Raw genomic sequence first — 17,216 nt, 5'->3', positions numbered from 1 at the left:
GCGTCCGCCTTGAACTCGGCGGGGTAGTGCTTCATCCCCACTGGGACTCCGTTCTCCTGGACCATCAAGATCCAAGTCTCTCCGGTGTCCAAAACCCGGGGTCAAGGCCCAACTCCTGTGCCTCTCCGTCGATGGCGTCGTCAGTGTCGACCAGTCCCTCGAATACGCCGTGGACGATCTGCCGCCGGATCTCGATCCGGCGCGTGATGCCGGCAACCCCTGAAGCTCATGCCATGGGACGGAAAGAGCCAACCGCTTCTCGCGGTTCCTGATCGTGCGGTGCACGGCCATCAGCCGCTTCGCCGCATCCTCGCAATGGCTCCTTCCGCCAATCCACGAAAGCACCGTTCGTACCGGGCCAACAGGGCCGAACAGTCCCCGGCGCACCCCGGGTAGTCCTACCGCGCGCCGACAACGATGCCGCGGCTCGGAGACACAGGGCTCCTTGTTCTTGGAGGAATTTGTGAAACATCTGCGTACCGTCGGCGACGTGATGACGCACGCCGTCATCACGGGCAATCGCGGAGCGCCGTTCAAGGACATCGTGGAGACCATGCGGCAATGGCGGATCAGCGCTCTGCCCGTCGTGTCGGACGAGGGACGAGTCGTCGGCGCGGTCTCCGAAGCCGACCTTTTGCTCAAGGCGCAAGGCGGGGATGAGTCCCGCGCCGTCTCCGCAGGCCAGCTGATGACCGTACCCGCCGTGACGGTGCCCCGGAGTGCGGGCATCGCAAGTGCCGCTCGGCCGATGGCCCGCGGCCACCTCAAGCGGCTGCCGGGACGACGGATGCCTCGTGGGCGTGGCCAGCCGGAGTGATCTGATGAAGATCTACCTCCGCCCGGACGAGGACATCGCCCAGGAACCGCGAGCGAGCTGGCCGCAGAGATACGCCGCGAGGTCGTCGACCGGCTGTTCCCCGCCTCGCGCCGCAACGTGAAGGTCAGCGTCACCCGGGGCGTAGCCACGCTCACCGGTCGTGTCCGCGACGCCACCCTCATTCCCGTCGCCGCCCGCCTTGCTCAATCCGTGGAAGGCGTCGTCAGCGTGGACTGCCAGCTCGAAAGCCAGGCATCCGCCTAGACCTCGAAGGCCCGGCATCCTGGGCAGGGAACGGGTGCCCCTGCCGAGGAGCCATCCGGATCCGAGCGAGGGACGAACGGCCCATATGTACAGGGCGGCCATCCGCTTCATGCTGGAGCCATCGACCATTCCCGACTCCCCGGGAGACCTACGATGCTCACCAGAGCAATCGACGACGCAACGCTGGCCGACCTCGTCGCCGATGCCACCGCCGCCCCGTCCATGCACAACGCCCAGCCCTGGCAGTTCCGCTACACACGCACCGGCCGGACCCTCACCCTCGTGGCTGACCTCGACCGAGCGATGCCGGAGGCCGACCCCGCCACCCGTGCACTGCACGTGGGCTGCGGTGCGGCGCTGCTGAACCTCCGGGTGTCCGCCGCCCACCACGGCCTGGACGCGGTCACCGCGCTGCTGCCCGAACCGTCGGCCCCGGCCGTACTGGCCACCGTCCGTCTCGGCGTCCGCCCCGACGCTCCACGGGAACCCGCGGACGAAGCGCTCGCCGCTCTCCACCCCGCGATTCGGGACCGGCACACCAGCCGCTATCCGTTCGACGAGCAGGCGATCCCCGAGGACATCCGTGCGCAGTTCGCCGACGCGGCCCGTATCGAGGGCGCGGACTTCGCGTTCCTGGCGCCGCCGCATCTGGAGACGGTGCTCGAACTGATCCGGGACGCCGAGGGATACGACCGCGGGGACCCGGCACGGAAGGCGGAGCAGGAGCACTGGACCCGGAACACGAAGACCGAGGCGCCCGTCGACGGAATCCCGGACTACGCCTTCGGCCCCCGCGACGCCTCCGAACGAGCCACCACCCGCGACTTCGCGGGAACCGGCGTCCTCCCGGGCCGGGCACGCGTCCGGTTCGAGAAGCGGCCGCAACTGGCCCTGCTGAGCACCCCGGGTGATCACCCCATGGACTGGCTGAGCGCAGGACAGGCGCTGGAGCGCGTACTGCTCACCGCCACGCTCCACCAGGTGTCCACCTCGTTCGCGACCCAGCCCATCGAATGGCCGGACCTGCGGTGGCTCCTGCGCGACCCGGTCTACGGCACGGGACACACACAGATGATCATCCGCCTGGGATACGGGCCGAGCGGGCCGCGTACACCACGACGTCCCCTCGACGCAGTACTGACCATCGAACCGTAGAAACTCGCACCGTATGCATCAAGGCAGGCAGCCACCGGTTCGACCCCGGTGTGTTCCTCTTGTGCGAACTCACCATGACGAGGCGGACTGCGCAACCCTTGACAGCGAGGAGGGCCACCATGAGCGACGACACGGGGTTCTCGGCGCAGAAACCGATCCGCGTGTTCCTGCTGGACGACCACGAGGTCGTCAGGCGCGGCGTGCAGGATCTGCTCGACGCGGAACCCGACATCGAAGTCGTCGGCGACGCCGGCACAGCCGACCACGCACTGGCCCGCGGCCCGGCGCTCCGCCCCGACGTCGCGATTCTCGATGTGCGACTGCCGGACGGCGACGGAATCACGGTCTGCCGTGAGCTGCGCTCGCGCATGCCGGAACTGGCCTGCCTGATGCTCACCTCATTCGACGACGACGAAGCGCTGCTCGACGCCATCATGGCCGGCGCGGCCGGCTACGTACTCAAGGAAATCAAGGGCTCGGACCTCGTCACCGCCGTCCGCACACTGGCTTCCGGGCGCTCGACCCTCGACCCGTCGACCACGGCACGGCTGATGAACAGCCTGCGCGAGGAGGAATCCGGCACCGGCTCCGAGGAGGACGACGCGCTGTCGGGGCTGTCCCCGAGGGAGAAGGACGTCCTCGCGCTGATCGGTGAAGGACTGACCAACAGCCAGATCGGCAAGCGTCTCTATCTGTCGGAGAAGACGGTCAAGAACCACATCTCCCGTCTGCTGGCCAAGCTCGGTGTCGAGCGCCGTATCCAGGCGGCCGTGATCGCCGCGCACGCCACCGAACCCTCCCTGCACGGTGCCGGGCACCATCAGGTCTGACCGCACCGCCCCTCGCCAGCCACGGCCCCCGAAGCACCCCGCGAAGCGTCAGGAGAGTCGCAACGGCACCCGCCAGCTCAGTCGGGTGCCGCCCCGCGCGGATGTCCCCACGTTCATCTCGCCGCCGAGTCTCTCGGCGCGCCGTGCGAGGTTGTCGAGCCCGCTTCGGAGACCACCATGCTTGGGCATGCCCACACCGTTGTCGCACACGACCAGGTTCACCGCCCCTTTTCCCACCATCAGCGAGATGTCCGCCGTTGTCGCCCGCGCGTGGCGGGCGACATTGCTCAGTGCCTCTCCGAGGACCGCGATCACCTGGTCGGCGATCTCGGCCGGCACATCCGTATCGATCAGCCCTCCCATCCGCAGGGACGGCTGGAAGCCCAGGGTCCGCGCGACCTGCTCGACCGTGGTCGCCGTCCGGGCGCGCAGCCCCTGGCCGGCCCGGCCCGAGTCACGGGCGCGGAGTCCGAAGATGGTGGACCGGATGATCTTGATTGTCTCGTCCAGATCGTCCACCGCGCGCAGCAACCGCTCCCTCGCCTGTGGCTGTTCCACGAGCCGCACCACGCTCTGCAGCGTCATCCCGGTGGCGAACAGCCGCTGAATGGCCAGGTCGTGCAGATCCCGGGCGATGCGGTCCCGGTCCGCCAGCAGGGCGATCTGCTCGGCGGACTCGCGCCGTTCGGTGAGCTCCATGGCCAGAGCGGCCTGTCCGGCGAACGCCAGCAGGGGTACGGTCTCCGACTCGGTGAAGGCAGGACGCTCCCGTACCCGGGCCAGCAGCAGCACCCCACGGGTCCGCTCCCCCGTCACCATCGGGACCGCGACAGCGGGGCCGAGGAGCCCCGTCCACCTCGGCGGGCCTGCGGTGATCCTCGGATCGTGTGCGACATCCAGGCTGGTGATCGGCTCGCCCGCGTCCAGGGCCGCGCCGGCGAACGATCCCGCTCGCGGCAGGACCAGACCGCGATGCGTCTCGGCGTCCACCCCGGACGCCAGTGCCACACGGAGGGATTTCCCCTCCGCGGGCAGAGCCAGCACACCGAGATCCGCGGCGAGAATGCGCGAGGAATGATCAACGATCATCTGCAGGACGTGTGCCACGTCCGCTCCGCTCAGGAGAGCCGCGACGATCTCGCTGTTGGCTTCCTGCCAGCGTTGACGGTCGCGCGTCTCCGCGTACAGACGGGCGTTCTCGATGGCCACTCCCGCCGCCACCGCGAGCGTCGACAGCACGGTTTCGTCCTCGGTGTCGAACACCCGGCCGCCCCGCTTCTCCGTCAGGTACAGATTGCCGAACACCTTGTCGCGGACCCGGATGGGAACCCCCAGGAACGAGTGCATCGGCGGATGGTTCGGCGGAAACCCGTAGGACGACGGATGCTCGGAGAGTTCCACGAGCCGCAACGGCTCGGGGTGACGGATCAGCTCGCCGAGGATGCCGTGTCCTTCGGGCAAGGGGCCGATGGCCTCGCGCTGCTCCCCCGTGACGCCCACCGGCAGGAACTGTGTGAGCCGGGTACCCTCACCGACCACTCCCAAGGCCCCGTACTCGGCATCGACCACGACGACCGCGGACTCGACGATCCGACGCAGCACCTGGGGCAGGTCGAGCTCTCTGCCCACCGACATGACGGCATCCAGCAGCAGGGCCGCCTCGGCAGGACCCCGCTTCACGGCGTCCAGCCGATCCTGGAGATCGCCCGGCAGCGTGCCCAGCCGACGGTGCGCCTCTGCGCAGTGGTCAGATCCCTCGTTGCCCACGGTGCCTCCGTCGTGGCCCGTGCGTAGCGCGGCGGGCCACACCTTCACGGTAGTAGCCGCACGCCGAGAAGCACCTGGTGGACGGCAATCGGCCCAAACGAGCGTCACGGACGTCGTTCCGGCGTCAAAAAATTCGCCTGTAAAGCACGTAGTACGCATTGCGCGCACTCACAAAACCACAGGTCAGATGCGGTGGGCCACCGCCCCTTGAAGACACACACCGACTCCGCCCCTCGCCAACGGGCGGCCGGACCCCGGGTCGGCCACCCGTTCTGTGGCGCATGCCCACCCACCGAAAGGCTGCCGCGAAGGCGAGGAGCCCCTGCCCAGCGTCTTTCGCAAAGTCTTGCCCTTCGTCGCCATCATGTGCATGAACCGGCGCCCAACTCCTCGCCCCGGCGGCAATGGTCACGAGCGGCATGCCGACCGCCTGTGCCAGTCGATGACCTACCCCGTGCCCCGGCGACGCCGGCGATCTGCCGGGGGTGGGCCTGCGGGCAGCACGCGAGACCCGATGTCGGCCGCCCTCCCGCCGGACCGCGAGCAACCGTGGATGAGGCCACTCCATATGGCCTTCGCCGTGACCTGATTCATCCGCAGGGTGTCCCTGCGAGGCAAACCGGGCTCGCCCAACCCGCAAGGGCCGGACACCCCAGCCACGGCACGCCCCGCGGGGCGCGAAAACACTGACCCACACAACCCTGTTGGGGACGAATCCGGGTGGAGGGAAACCATCTGCGCCTGGCAGGAGGGCCACAGCCCTCCGGCGGCGGTCCTCCGGCGGCGGTCCTCAGCGAAATCCCGGCGCAGGAAGCCGGAGAACGTGTGCCGCTACTTCAAGCCCTCCCCGGAAGCCATCGCGCAGCTCACCAGCCTGCTCGCACCTGGCGACCGCATGCGCTGAGTCTGCCCGGCGGCGAGGCTCGGCGGGTGGGCGGCGGTACGGCGGCCTGACTGCTGCGGTCGATCCTCAGGCCGCGGGCCCGAGCCCCTGGGGCCGTTCGGCCCAGCACCGGGAACCCACCTCCGATTTCCGCCGAAGCCGTTCCTCATCCACGCTGGAATTGAGGAAACCGGCCAAGGGAAGTGATCGGCATGATGTGGTACGACGGCGGCTGGGGCCGGGGCGGCTGGTTCGTCATGACCGTGGTCGTGGTGCTGCTCTTCGCACTGGTGATCGCCGGCATCGTTGCCCTTGTCCACTACCTGACCAGCGCCCACCGTGGCCATCAGCCCGGCTCGACTCCCCCCTCCGGGGGGTATGGGTGGGGAGGCAGGCGAGCAGAGGACCTGCTCGCCGAGCGGTTCGCCCGCGGGGAGATCGACGAGGACGAATACAAACGTCGCCTCGCGCTGCTGCGGGAACCGCGGTGAACGCGGACCGCCGACGCCGGGTGTGGCTGGTCCTGGGCGGTGCTGCCGCGGCGCCCTGCTGGGCATTGCCATGACGGCGCCGTTGGCCACGACCGGCGCCTTCCGCGGTCCGCATACCGCCAACCGGCGGGCGCCGGGCGCCGCGCGGTGCACAGCGCCTCCGTTGTCCGGCCGCGTGGTGGAAGTGGCCTTGGCCGATATGGGCCCTGGCATGACGGGCCGCCCCAGCGGTCCGGGTTCCGGCTGGATCGGAGTGCGCATGATGCGCCTGATCGCTCACCCCACCACCGTCACGACCAAAACGGTGTCGCTGCGCGCGGTCGACGCCGGACACCTCACCCACCAAGTGATGGTGTGCCTCTGCCCGCGGAGCAAGGCCCAGGACAGCTGCCTACCGGTGCGGACGGGCGCATCGATGAGACGGGCAGCCGCGGCGAGGCGTCACGCAGCTGCGGTGCGGGCGCGGGTGACGGCATCGCCCCGGTGTCAACTATCCGTCGTATGTGACAACCGCCGTCCGTGGTCACACCCGCTCACCGCCGTACGCGCGGCATCCCCAGGCCGATCCACGAGATGATCTCCCGCTGGATCTCATTGTTTCCGCCGCCGAAGGTGAAGATGACCGCGGACCGGTATCCGCGTTCGAGTTCGCCGTGCAGCACTGCCCCCGCCGACCCTTCCTTCAGCGGTCCCGCCGAGCCGACGACCTCCATCAGCCAGGCGTAGGCGTCGCGGCGTGCCTCGGAGCCGTAGACCTTGACCGCGGAGGCGTCCTGCGGGGTGAGGGTTCCGTTCTGGACCGCGGACACCATCTGCCAGTTGAGGAGCTTCATGGCGTCGAGCCTGGTGTGGGTGCGGGCCAGGAGGGCGCGGACCCAGCCGAGGTCGATGACGCGGCGGCCGTCGGTGAGCCGGGTGTCCGCCGCCCAGCGCTGGACGTCGTGGAGGGCACGGATGGCCATGGTGCCGTGGGCGGCGAGGGTGACGCGTTCATGGTTGAGCTGGTTGGTGATGAGCCGCCAGCCCTTGTTCTCGTCGCCGACACGGCGGGAGACGGGGACGCGGATGTTCTCGTAGTAGCTGGCAGTGGTGTCGTGCGAGGCGAGGGTGTTGATGACGGTGCAGGAGTAGCCGGGGTCGCTCGTCGGGACGAGGAGCATGGTGATGCCCTTGTGGGGCGGGGCATCCGGGTCGGTGCGGACGGCCAGCCAGACCCAGTCGGCGGTGTCGCCGTTGGTCGTCCAGATCTTCTGCCCGTTGACGACATAGTCGTCGCCGTCGCGCACGGCCCGGGTCTTGAGCGCGGCGAGGTCTGTGCCCGCGTCGGGTTCGCTGTAGCCGATCGCGAAGTCGATCTCACCGGCGAGGACCTTCGGCAGGAAGTAGTCCTTCTGTTCGTCGGTGCCGAACTGCATGATCGTCGGGCCGACGGTGTTGAGGGCCATCAGCGGCAGCGGAACGCCCGCCTGGGCGGCCTCGTCGAAGAAGATGAACTGTTCCATCGGGGACAGGCCGCGTCCGCCGTACTCCGTCGGCCAGCCGACGCCGAGCCAGCCGTCGGTACCGAGGCGCCGGATCGTCTCGCGGTAGAAGTTCTTCTGGGAGGCGGGGTCGGCGTAGCGCGCGTAGGCGTTGTCGGGGACCAGTCCGGCGAAGTACGTACGCAGATCGGCGCGCAACTGCTGCTGTTCAGGCGTGTATTCGAGGTGCACGGCCCCTCCAGGAGTCTCGCGGTCGCGTCGCCCGTGTGCGGCGGCGCACACAGTAGAACGTGTTGTAAGAATCCGGAAGGGCCAGGACGTCTCCGGCAGGCGTCAGCGCTTGACGGCACGTAGGACGACGAACTTCGGGTCGCCCGCGACCGTGGTGCAGTTGCCGAAGGTCCGGCGCAACTGGGTGTGGTAGCCGAGATGCCGGTTTCCGACGACCCACAGCTCTCCGCCCTGCCGCAGTGCGGCGCGCGCGCCGTGGAACATATTGCGGGCCGTTGCGTCGGTGGTGGCCTGGTGGGAGTGGAACGGAGGGTTGTTGAGCACCAGGTCCACACTGGCGGGCGGCAGCTGTGCCAACCCGTCGCCGACCACGAAGTCGGCCTCGGCGTCCGGGCCGGTGTTGGCCCGGAAGGTCTCCTCGGCCGAGGCGACCGCCTGGTACGACTCGTCGATGAAGGTCACCGTCGCTTCGTGGTTGGCGAGCGCGGCGGACAGCCCGACGACGCCGTTTCCGCAGCCGAGGTCGACGACCCGGTCGGGGCCGCTGCGCGTGGGGAGATGACCGAGGAAGAAGCGGGTGCCGATGTCGAGACGCTCGGCGCAGAAGATCCCGGCATGATTGGTGACCGTCCGGCCGGAAACCGGACCGACACCCTCAGGCAGGTCGTAGCGGTGCGGCCAGGGGCTCGGCGTACGGGCCAGGGCCGGGTCCGGGGTGCAGAGGATGAGCCGGGCCTTCTTGACCGCGAGGGAGGTACGGGTCGGACCGATGATCCGCTCGAAGAGTTTGAGGGTGGAGGTGTGGATCTCCTTGACCATGCCGGTGCCGATGACCACGGTGCCCGCATGGATGGCGGGCGCGAGCCGGTGGAGCTGGTCCTCCAGGAGCGCGAGGCTCTTCGGGACACGTACCAACAGGACGTCGATACGGTCCGGCGGTGTGTCCCTGGCCGACAGGAGGCGTACGGCATCCGCGTCCACGCCGTTGCGGTCCAGATTCGCCAGGGTCGCGCGCTGCGCCAGGTAGGAGTCGGTGATCTGTACGGGGCGGTGCCCGGCCAGCACGGTGCTCAGGGCGCCCCAGCGGTCGCCCACCACGACCACGGCGCCCGACAGGTCGACCGGTTCCGACTCGTCGGTTCCCCCGAGCCGCCGCAGCAGATACTCATCGGCAGCATCCCAGGCACGGAACGGGTCGCGCGGGTCCTCGGGGAAGCGGGCGAGGTCGTACCCGGCCCCTGACGTAGTCAAATGGTTCATTGTGCACCCAGGCTAGCCGAGCTGCGGGGAGCATCCACACACTCCCCGCGTCGACCGCGGGCCATGCACTAGGGCAGCGCCTTGTCGATCGCCGCCCGGCCCTCCCGGGCGAGCCTGCGCTCTGCCCACTGAAGATTCTTCGGAGTCAGGTCCCGCCCGGAGGCGAGTACTAGATCCTCTGCCGACGGATTGTCGCTCCCGCCGGTGTGCAAGAGGCTGTCGGGGGTCACTCCCCGAGCTGCGGATACGGATTCGGACTCGTCACTCATGCCGCCTCCTCGTCCTTTCGGTCATTCTCGCCCCGCGCCCGGCCTGCCGCATCCGATGCCTCCCCGATCCGTTCCCGGGGCCACGGACAAGCCCTCACTTGACCTGCACATGATAGGTACACAGCGTTCACACCATGGTCACGGTGCGTGTGGAAGGCTCCCGCTGACCACGTACCACACGACCGCCGCGGCGCCGCCCCCCACCTTGTGACGGCTTCGCGGTGCCCGCATTTTCCGAGAGGACACCCCACATGTCCCGTCGTCACCTTCATTACCGGCGCCCCCTGCTGGCGACCCTTGCCGCGTTCGCGGTACTCGCCGGCACCGCGGCCGCCGCGCCGGCCGCCACACCCCAGGCCGCGCCGGTCGCCGCGACACCGCTCGGCGCTCTCGACGACACGTACTACCAGGACGCGCTCGGCAAGTCCGGAACCGCACTCAAGAGCGCACTGCACACGATCATCAGCAGCCAGACCAAGATCTCCTACAGCCAGGTCTGGGACGCCCTCAAGAACACGGACGAGGACCCCGCCAACCCCTCGAACGTGATCCTCCTCTACTCCGGACGCTCCGAGCCCAAGAGCGACAACGGCGGCTCGGTCGGCCAGTGGAACCGCGAGCACGTCTGGGCCAAGTCCCACGGCGACTTCGGCACCGCCACCGGCCCCGGCACCGACATCCACCACCTGCGCCCGGAGGATGTCACCGTCAATTCCATCCGCGGCAACAAGGACTTCGACAACGGCGGCAGCGCGGTCAGCGGCGCACCGGGCAGCTACACCGACAGCGACTCCTTCGAACCGCGCGACGCGGTCAAGGGCGATGTGGCCCGCATGATCCTCTACATGGCGGTGCGCTACGAGGGCGACGACGCCTTCCCCGACCTCGAACCCAACGACAGCGTGTCCAACGGCTCCGCCCCGCACATCGGCCGCCTCTCGGTACTGAAGGCGTGGAGCCAGGAGGACCCGCCGGACAGCTTCGAGAAGCGGCGCAACGACGTCATATTCGACCGGTACCAGCACAACCGGAACCCGTTTGTCGATCACCCGGAATGGGTCGAGTCCATCTGGTAGACGGACAGGCCCGAACCGGCCCCCTCCCCGTTTCAGTCGGCCAGGCCGCTCGCACACCAGGCCACGGCCTCCTCACGGGAGGCGAAGGGCCGAAGGGCCACCTCGTCCTGCTCCCCGGCGCCGGGGAGCAGGACGAGGTGGCCCGCCGGGTCGGCCACCGCGGTGCGCACGCCGCCTTCCACGAGCCGGCCGAGTCCGCTCCGCAGCACCGCCCGGGCCACCGAGTCGATGTCGGTCACCTGCCGCAGATCCAGCACCGCGGCCCCCGTCTCCTGCGGTCGCGCCTCGTCCAGGGCGTACAGCACCCGCTCGGCCGCGGTGAAGTCGAGAGCACCCTGGGCGGCGACGACCGCGACCCGTTCACGCCGGACGCGCTCCCGCGGCCCGACCTGGGCGGACGGCAGATCGTCGGCGGTCGTGACCAGGGTGACGGTGGACCCGGCCAATGCCGGATTGTGCATCAGATGGAGGCCGAGCCGCTCCGACAGGGCTCCGAGCGCGGCGCGCCCCCGAACGGAGGTGCCGGTCGGATCCAGTAGCGGGCTGTACGTCGCCAGACCGAACCTGGCGGGGCCCGAGGCGATCAGTCCGCCGGACACACCGCTCTTCGCCGGCAGCCCCACCCGTAGCAGCCATTCGCCCGAGGCGTCGTACATGCCGCAGGTCGCCATCACCGCCAGCACCTGGGCTGCGACCGGCTCCGGGACCACCTCGACGCCGGTGAGCGGGTTGACACCGCCGTGCGCGAGGGTCGCGGCCATCGCGGCCAGGTCCCGCGTGGTGACCCGTACCGCGCACTGTCTGAAGTACGTCTCCACCGCCGCCACCGGGTCGACGGGCAGTGGGCCGGCACTGCGGATCAGATAGGCGAGGGCGCGGTTCCGGTCACCGGTGACGGACTCGGAGGCGTACACCTGCTCGTCGACGTCCAGCTGCCGTCCGGCGAAGCGGCTCAGGCAGTCGAGGATGCGGCCGAATCCGGAGGCGTCGGGGGTGTCCGGGATCAGCGCGGTGGTGATGATGGCGCCCGCATTGACCATGGCGTTGTCGGGCCGCCCTGTGACCGGTTCCAGACTGATGGCGTTGAAGGCCTCGCCGCTGGGCTCGGCGTTCACCCAGCGGCCCACCTCGTCGAGACCGAGGACGGACAGGGCGAGGGCGTAGACGAACGGTTTCGACACGGACTGCATGGTGAACGGGGCGTCGTCGTCACCGGTGCTGTAGCGGTGGCCGTCCATGCTGACCAGCGCCAGTGCGAACGCATCCGGTTCGGCCAGCGCCAGTTGCGGGATGTAGTCGGCGAGTTGACCGTCCCGCAGCCCGGCGAACCGCGTGTGCAGTTCGCGCAGGGCATCTGTGACGGCTTCGGCGGCGCGCACCCGGCCCGGCCGTCAGCTGCGCTCTGCCTGGGCGATCCGGGGGAACGTCTTGACGCCGGCCGCCTTGCGGCTGTTGGCGTGCTGGCTGACGGTCCGGCCGGGCGGGGTGTCCGCGAAGCCGAGCACCACGGAGTCGAGCACCTTCTGGGACGAGTCGACGAACTCCACCTTGACGGCGTAGAAGGCGGCCTTGTCCGTGCGATTGGTGACGCGGACGAGGGCGCTGCGGAACTGCTCGGACTTCACGACCGGCAGCCCCGTCACCGAGACGTCCTTGATCGCATTGCCCCGTCCCTTGACGCCTGCGAGCTGCTTGGCGGCCTGCTGCCGGTTGCGCTCGGCGGCGGCGGAGACCGAGGCCGCGAATTCCTGCTGGGTACGCGGACTGGCGCTCGCGGACCGGGTCATGGCCGGTTCCGGGGACACCGTACGGGTGCTCCTGGCCGTGCCCTGCGAGGAGGTGTCGGAGCCGCCGCAGGCGGCGGTACCGGCGATGATCAACACGGCCAGCACGGCTGGGGTCAGATTGCGGGCTGCGCGGCCGCCGAGGGCGTGCCGCAAGGGACTGGTCGGGTTCACGGACGCTCCGTCTGCTCGGAAGGGCGTAAGGGTGATGGAGAGACAGGGAGAGATGAGGAGATGGGGGTTCGGCAGGGACGGTGCGGGGAATCCGGACCGCCGGGCTCCCCGGCCGGTCAGGCCGCGTCCTCGCCGAAGATCTCGCGCAGCCGCGCATCGCTCCGCGTGTCCAGGTTGCTGTGGAGCAGTTCGGCACCGCCGTCGGGCAGCGCGTCGCTGATCCGGTCGGGCACCTCGTTCATGGTCAGCAGGAACAGGGCCGAAGTCCCGGGCGTCACCTTCTCCTTGACCTCGGCGATGAAGTCGTCGTCGATGCCGACATCGGCCAGCTTGCCGCCCAGCGCCCCGGCCGCCGCGCCGATCGCGGCGCCCAGCAGCGGCATCAGGAAGATCAGCCCGAAGAGCATGCCCCAGAACGTGCCGCTCAGCGCGCCGGCACCGACGAGGTTGATCAACTGCTTGGTCCTGGGCTTCGCCCGGTCGGTGGGCCAGCTGACCACGGCAGCGTCGAGGATCTTGATCAGCCCCTCCTTCTGGAGGGACTTGAGCGTGGTCTCCACATTCTCCGCGCCCTCGGCCGACTGGAACTTCCACACGGTGAGCGTGGACATCGCGCGTACCTCCTGGGACCGACAATGAAGAACTCGCCCATATTAGGATCAAAAGGTATGAATTGACTCGTCGAATTCACCCGCTCCACTCGGGAGCGGATGCCGGCCGAAGCCCCTGGGAGAGAACGATGGATGCGGATGCCCTGACCGCCGGCCTGTTGCAGGAACTGCGGACGGCCAAGCCCTATCCGGCCCTGTCCCTGACCATGCCGACGCACCGCCGCGCTCCGGACAACGCCCAGGACGCCGTTCGGCTGCGCAACCTGGTGTCCGAGGCCGTCAGCCGGCTGGAAGCGGATCCCGCGGTCACCCGCGAGGCCCGGAACGCCATCAAGGAGCAGCTCGACCGGGCGGTCGACGAGGTGGACCCCCGCCGGGCCCTGGATGCCCTGGTCGTCCTCGCCGGCGCCGACGAGCACCAGATCTGGCAGCTTCCCCGTACTGCACCCGAGCGGGTAGTCCTCAGCGACACCTATCTGACCCGCAACCTGGTCGCGGCGAAGGCCCAGGCCCAGCCGTTCTGGGCGCTCACGGTGTCGGCCGGGCACGCCGCCCTGTGGAGCGGCACGACGGACGTCCTGCACGAGGAGCAGACCGGCGGATTCCCGCTGACGGCTCCGAGGGAGGCCCCCGACCCGCAGCGCGAGGAGCGGATCGGCGACACCCCGAGCACCTTCAGCGACGAGGAGACGCGCAATTTCCTGCGCACCGTCGACGAGAAGCTGCGCGCGGTACTGGCCACGGACCCGCGCCCGCTGTATCTGGTCGGCCTCGCCCCCGCGCTCGCCCTGCTGGACGAGGTCGGCGAGAGCGCCAAGTCGGCCGTGGGCCGGGTCACCAAGGGTGTACCGGCCGATATGACGCCGACCGACCTGCTCAAGGAGCTGCGGCCGGCGCTCGACGAGCGGCAGCAGCGGTTCGCGGCGGAGATCGACGGCAGACTGGACGAAGCGCGAGGCCGTCGGGCCTTCGCCGGTGGGCTCGACGAGGTGTGGGCCGCGGTACGGGAGGGCCGCGCCGGACTGGTCGCGGTGGAGGAGCACTTCCAGCAGACGGTACGGGTGACGGACGAGCACCTCGAACCGGTGAGCGGTGAAGCCGCGGACCTCACGGACGGCTCGGTCCGGGAGGACATCGTGGACGAGTTGGTCGAGGCGGCGCTGGACAGCGGCACCGACGTGGTCTTCCTCGCGGACGACTCGCTCGCGGAGCACGGACGTATCGCGGCGGCCCTGCGCTACTGAACAGGGCAGCAGTACGCCGTACGCCGCATCGGGCACATGGCAGGCATGCGGCCCCCGGGGGCCGCTGGGACACTGGGAAGGGCCCGATCGAGCCCGGACCGGGTCCCGGGGCGAATACCGGGGAGAGGAGCGCACCATGCCACGCGGATTCAACGCCAAACGGGAACGGCAGTACGAACACATCAAGGAGAGCGCGCAGGAGCGCGGGGTCAGCGAGGACCGGGCCGAGGAGATCGCGGCCCGTACGGTCAACAAGGAGCGCGCCCGCGCCGGCGAGTCGAAGACCGCGAGCCGTACCTCCATCGAGGACATGTCGTCCTCGCGGCGCGGTGGTCTGCGCTCCCACAGCGGAGCCGAGGGGCCTACTCGCGACCAGCTCTACGAAGAGGCGAAGAAGAAGAACGTCCACGGACGGTCCCACATGACGAAGGCCCAGCTGGCACGGGCAGTCGGCCGCTGAGCCCACGTCATGGGCCCCGGGGCGGTGTCAGCCGCTCCAGGTCCAGTCGGCCACCTCGGGCAGGTCCGTGCCGTGTTCGCGGATCCAGGCGTGGTGGCGGGTACGGACATCCGCCATCGCCTGGCGTACCGCCACGGCACGGACGCCGAGGCCGGGCACCCGGTCGATGGCATCCATGACCAGCCGGTAGCGGTCCAGGTCATTGCGCACCACCATGTCGAAGGGCGTGGTGGTGGTGCCCTTCTCCTTGTAGCCCCGCACATGCAGATGAGCATGGCCGGCTCGTCGGTAGGCCAGTCGGTGGATCAGCCACGGGTAGCCGTGGTAGGCGAAGATCACCGGGCTGTTCCTGGTGAACACCGCGTCGTACTCGGAGTCCGGCATTCCGTGCGGGTGCTCCCCCTGGGGCAGCAGCCGCGTCATGTCGACCACATTGACCACCCGTACCGCCAGTTCCGGCAGATGCCTGCGCAGCAGATCGGCTGCCGCCAGAGTCTCCAGCGTGGGTACGTCACCGGCGCAGGCGAGCACCACGTCGGGTTCGCGGCTGCCGTCCTCCGTGCCCGCCCAGTCCCACACGCCCGCTCCGCGGGCGCAGTGCACACGGGCCTCGTCCATGGTGAGCCAGTCGAAGCTCGGCTGTTTGCCCGCCACGATCACATTGACGTAGTCCCGGCTGCGCAGCGCATGGTCGGCGACGGAGAGCAGGGTGTTGGCATCCGGCGGCAGATAGACCCGTACGACTTCGGGGCTCTTGTTGAGGATGTGGTCGACGAAGCCCGGGTCCTGGTGGGAGAACCCGTTGTGGTCCTGGCGCCAGACGTGCGAGGTGAGCAGGTAGTTGAGCGAGGCAATGGGGCGGCGCCAGGCCAGCCGGCGGGATGTCCTGAGCCATTTGATGTGCTGGTTGACCATCGAATCGACAATATGGGCGAATGCCTCGTAGCAGGAGAAGAGACCGTGCCGGCCGGTGAGGAGGTACCCCTCCAGCCAGCCCTGGCACAGATGCTCGGAGAGCACCTCCATGACGCGTCCGTCGCGGGAGAGGTGCTCGTCGGTCGGCAGGATCCGCTCCTGCCATGCCTTGCCGGTGGACTCGTAGAGGGCGTCGAGCCGGTTCGAAGCGGTTTCGTCGGGGCCCACGACCCGGAAGTCGCGGCGTTCGGAGGTGGCGGCCATGACGGCCTCCAGCAGGCTGCCGAGCACCCGCGTCGGCTCGTGCAGCACGGTGCCCGGTTTGTCGACCTCGACAGCGTGGTCGTCCAGCGGCGGGATGGGCAGATCGCGCAGGAGCAGACCGCCGTTGGCGTACGGGGTCGAGCCGAGCCGGGCGGTGCCCTCGGGCACGCAGTCGAGCACCTGGGCGGTGGGGCGCCCCGACGTGTCGAAGAGTTCCTCCGGCCGGTAGGAGCGCATCCACGCCTCCAGCTGGCGCAGATGCCCGGGGTTGTCCCGGACGCCGGGCAGCGGGACCTGATGGGCGCGCCAGGTGCCTTCGACGGGCACCCCGTCGACCTCGGCCGGGCCGGTCCAGCCCTTGGGGGTGCGCAGCACGATCACCGGCCAGTGCGGGCGCTCGGTGTGGCCGCCGGTACGGGCGGCGGCCTGGAGCTCCCGGATGCGGTCCACGGCCCGGTCCATCGCGGCGGCCATCGCCCGGTGGACGGTGAGGGGGTCGTCGCCGCCGACATACAGGGGGTCGTGCCCGTAGCCGCGCAGCAGGGCGTCGAGTTCCGGCTCGGGGATGCGGGCGAGCACGGTCGGGTTGGCGATCTTGTAGCCGTTGAGGTGGAGGATCGGGAGGACGGCTCCGTCGTGCACCGGGTCGAGGAATTTGTTGGAGTGCCAGGACGCGGCGAGTGGTCCGGTCTCGGCCTCGCCGTCGCCGATGACGCAGGTGACGAGCAGGTCCGGGTGGTCGAGAGCGGCACCGTAGGCGTGGGTGAGGGCGTAGCCGAGCTCGCCGCCCTCGTGAATGGAGCCGGGAGTCTCCGGTGCCACATGGCTGGGCACCCCGCCGGGGAAGGAGAACTGCTTGAACAGCAGCCCCATGCCCTGGGCGTCACGGCTGACGTCGGGGTACGTCTGCGAGTAGCTGCCCTCCAGCCAGGAGTTGGCGAGGACGGCGGGTCCGCCGTGGCCGGGACCCCAGACGCACAGGCCCTGGATGCCGCGGGACTTGATGATGCGGTTGAGATGGGTGTGGACCAGGTTCAGTCCGGGTGAAGTGCCCCAGTGGCCGAGCAGGCGCGGCTTGATGTGCTCCCGGGTGAGCGGCCGGGTCAGGAGCGGGTTGGCCATCAGATAGATCTGGCCGACGGCCAGATAGTTGGCGGCCCGCCAGTGCGCGTCGAGGGCTGCGACCTCTTCGTCGGAGGGGCCGGGCGTCACTGCCGGGTGGGCGGCATGACTCATGTTG

General features: G+C 69.5%; 14 protein-coding genes and 1 pseudogene. 7 read left to right on the top strand and 8 right to left on the bottom strand.

The features are described from left to right. Positions 1-493 precede the first annotated feature (493 nt). The 3 genes and pseudogenes from ACFVYE_RS33780 to ACFVYE_RS33770 all read left to right on the top strand — a co-directional run bounded on the left by ACFVYE_RS33780 (position 494) and on the right by ACFVYE_RS33770 (position 3,066). Positions 494-1,081, top strand: a pseudogene (locus ACFVYE_RS33780) (CBS domain-containing protein). Between the two features lie 153 nt (positions 1,082-1,234). Then, entirely contained in the window at positions 1,235-2,236 is a 1,002-nt protein-coding gene (locus tag ACFVYE_RS33775) for an Acg family FMN-binding oxidoreductase (protein WP_389608075.1), read from the top strand. A gap of 119 nt (positions 2,237-2,355) precedes the next feature. Continuing rightward, on the top strand, positions 2,356-3,066 hold the full coding sequence (locus ACFVYE_RS33770) for a response regulator (protein WP_383964771.1): 711 nt from the start codon (positions 2,356-2,358) through the stop codon (positions 3,064-3,066). Between the two features lie 48 nt (positions 3,067-3,114). On the opposite strand, the gene ACFVYE_RS33765 is transcribed toward ACFVYE_RS33770, so the two are convergent. Then, positions 3,115-4,833 carry a GAF domain-containing protein gene (locus ACFVYE_RS33765; protein ID WP_383964769.1) on the bottom strand — a complete coding sequence of 573 codons (1,719 nt, stop codon included), beginning with the start codon at positions 4,831-4,833 and terminating at the stop codon, positions 3,115-3,117. Positions 4,834-5,928: 1,095 nt separating this feature from the next. On the opposite strand from ACFVYE_RS33765, the gene ACFVYE_RS33760 reads away from it, so the two are divergent. Continuing rightward, positions 5,929-6,207, top strand: a complete 279-nt coding sequence (locus ACFVYE_RS33760; RefSeq protein ID WP_383964766.1) for an SHOCT domain-containing protein — start codon at positions 5,929-5,931, stop codon at positions 6,205-6,207. Positions 6,208-6,740: 533 nt separating this feature from the next. On the opposite strand, the gene ACFVYE_RS33755 is transcribed toward ACFVYE_RS33760, so the two are convergent. The 3 genes from ACFVYE_RS33755 to ACFVYE_RS33745 form a co-directional block, all read right to left on the bottom strand. Beyond that, complete coding sequence (locus ACFVYE_RS33755) at positions 6,741-7,919, bottom strand: acyl-CoA dehydrogenase family protein (protein ID WP_389608074.1); 1,179 nt, start codon at positions 7,917-7,919, stop codon at positions 6,741-6,743. 102 nt (positions 7,920-8,021) lie between these two features. After that, positions 8,022-9,179, bottom strand: coding sequence for a methyltransferase (locus ACFVYE_RS33750; RefSeq protein ID WP_389608073.1), 1,158 nt, complete (start codon positions 9,177-9,179; stop codon positions 8,022-8,024). A 68-nt stretch (positions 9,180-9,247) separates the two neighbouring features. Beyond that, entirely contained in the window at positions 9,248-9,448 is a 201-nt protein-coding gene (locus ACFVYE_RS33745) for a hypothetical protein (RefSeq protein ID WP_327277141.1), read from the bottom strand. Between the two features lie 251 nt (positions 9,449-9,699). Between ACFVYE_RS33745 and ACFVYE_RS33740 the strand changes: the two genes are divergently transcribed. Continuing rightward, positions 9,700-10,524 carry an endonuclease I family protein gene (locus ACFVYE_RS33740; RefSeq protein WP_389608072.1) on the top strand — a complete coding sequence of 275 codons (825 nt, stop codon included), beginning with the start codon at positions 9,700-9,702 and terminating at the stop codon, positions 10,522-10,524. Between the two features lie 32 nt (positions 10,525-10,556). On the opposite strand, the gene glsA is transcribed toward ACFVYE_RS33740, so the two are convergent. From glsA to ACFVYE_RS33725, 3 genes are all read right to left on the bottom strand, one after another. Beyond that, on the bottom strand, positions 10,557-11,903 hold the full coding sequence (gene glsA, locus ACFVYE_RS33735; RefSeq protein ID WP_389608071.1) for a glutaminase A: 1,347 nt from the start codon (positions 11,901-11,903) through the stop codon (positions 10,557-10,559). Between the two features lie 12 nt (positions 11,904-11,915). Beyond that, positions 11,916-12,482 (bottom strand): hypothetical protein, encoded by a 567-nt coding sequence (locus ACFVYE_RS33730; RefSeq protein WP_389608070.1) that lies wholly within the window; start codon positions 12,480-12,482, stop codon positions 11,916-11,918. Between the two features lie 116 nt (positions 12,483-12,598). Continuing rightward, positions 12,599-13,093 carry a DUF1269 domain-containing protein gene (locus ACFVYE_RS33725; RefSeq protein ID WP_383965879.1) on the bottom strand — a complete coding sequence of 165 codons (495 nt, stop codon included), beginning with the start codon at positions 13,091-13,093 and terminating at the stop codon, positions 12,599-12,601. 128 nt (positions 13,094-13,221) lie between these two features. On the opposite strand from ACFVYE_RS33725, the gene ACFVYE_RS33720 reads away from it, so the two are divergent. Together ACFVYE_RS33720 and ACFVYE_RS33715 are read left to right on the top strand one after the other, a co-directional pair. Then, positions 13,222-14,337 (top strand): chemotaxis protein, encoded by a 1,116-nt coding sequence (locus tag ACFVYE_RS33720; RefSeq protein ID WP_389608069.1) that lies wholly within the window; start codon positions 13,222-13,224, stop codon positions 14,335-14,337. 136 nt (positions 14,338-14,473) lie between these two features. Then, the gene (locus ACFVYE_RS33715; protein ID WP_383965875.1) at positions 14,474-14,797 is read left to right on the top strand and encodes a plasmid stabilization protein; all 324 of its coding nucleotides are present in this window, start codon (positions 14,474-14,476) and stop codon (positions 14,795-14,797) included. 27 nt (positions 14,798-14,824) lie between these two features. Here the strand turns inward: ACFVYE_RS33715 and ACFVYE_RS33710 are convergent, their stop codons facing one another. Then, positions 14,825-17,212 carry a phosphoketolase gene (locus ACFVYE_RS33710; RefSeq protein WP_389608068.1) on the bottom strand — a complete coding sequence of 796 codons (2,388 nt, stop codon included), beginning with the start codon at positions 17,210-17,212 and terminating at the stop codon, positions 14,825-14,827. Positions 17,213-17,216 lie beyond the last annotated feature (4 nt).

This window comes from Streptomyces sp. NPDC058239 (assembly GCF_042882185.1).
In the GTDB taxonomy this organism is placed as follows: domain Bacteria; phylum Actinomycetota; class Actinomycetes; order Streptomycetales; family Streptomycetaceae; genus Streptomyces.
This window is presented reverse-complemented; position numbering and strand designations above follow the sequence as displayed.

Coding starts and splice junctions, on each gene's coding strand:
- ACFVYE_RS33715 (WP_383965875.1), top strand. CDS start 14,474: ATGCCACGCGGATTCAACGCCAAACGGGAACGGCAGTACGAACACATC.
- ACFVYE_RS33750 (WP_389608073.1), bottom strand. CDS start 9,179: ATGAACCATTTGACTACGTCAGGGGCCGGGTACGACCTCGCCCGCTTC.
- ACFVYE_RS33745 (WP_327277141.1), bottom strand. CDS start 9,448: ATGAGTGACGAGTCCGAATCCGTATCCGCAGCTCGGGGAGTGACCCCC.
- ACFVYE_RS33775 (WP_389608075.1), top strand. CDS start 1,235: ATGCTCACCAGAGCAATCGACGACGCAACGCTGGCCGACCTCGTCGCC.
- ACFVYE_RS33720 (WP_389608069.1), top strand. CDS start 13,222: ATGGATGCGGATGCCCTGACCGCCGGCCTGTTGCAGGAACTGCGGACG.
- ACFVYE_RS33725 (WP_383965879.1), bottom strand. CDS start 13,093: ATGTCCACGCTCACCGTGTGGAAGTTCCAGTCGGCCGAGGGCGCGGAG.
- ACFVYE_RS33760 (WP_383964766.1), top strand. CDS start 5,929: ATGATGTGGTACGACGGCGGCTGGGGCCGGGGCGGCTGGTTCGTCATG.
- ACFVYE_RS33770 (WP_383964771.1), top strand. CDS start 2,356: ATGAGCGACGACACGGGGTTCTCGGCGCAGAAACCGATCCGCGTGTTC.
- ACFVYE_RS33710 (WP_389608068.1), bottom strand. CDS start 17,212: ATGAGTCATGCCGCCCACCCGGCAGTGACGCCCGGCCCCTCCGACGAA.
- ACFVYE_RS33740 (WP_389608072.1), top strand. CDS start 9,700: ATGTCCCGTCGTCACCTTCATTACCGGCGCCCCCTGCTGGCGACCCTT.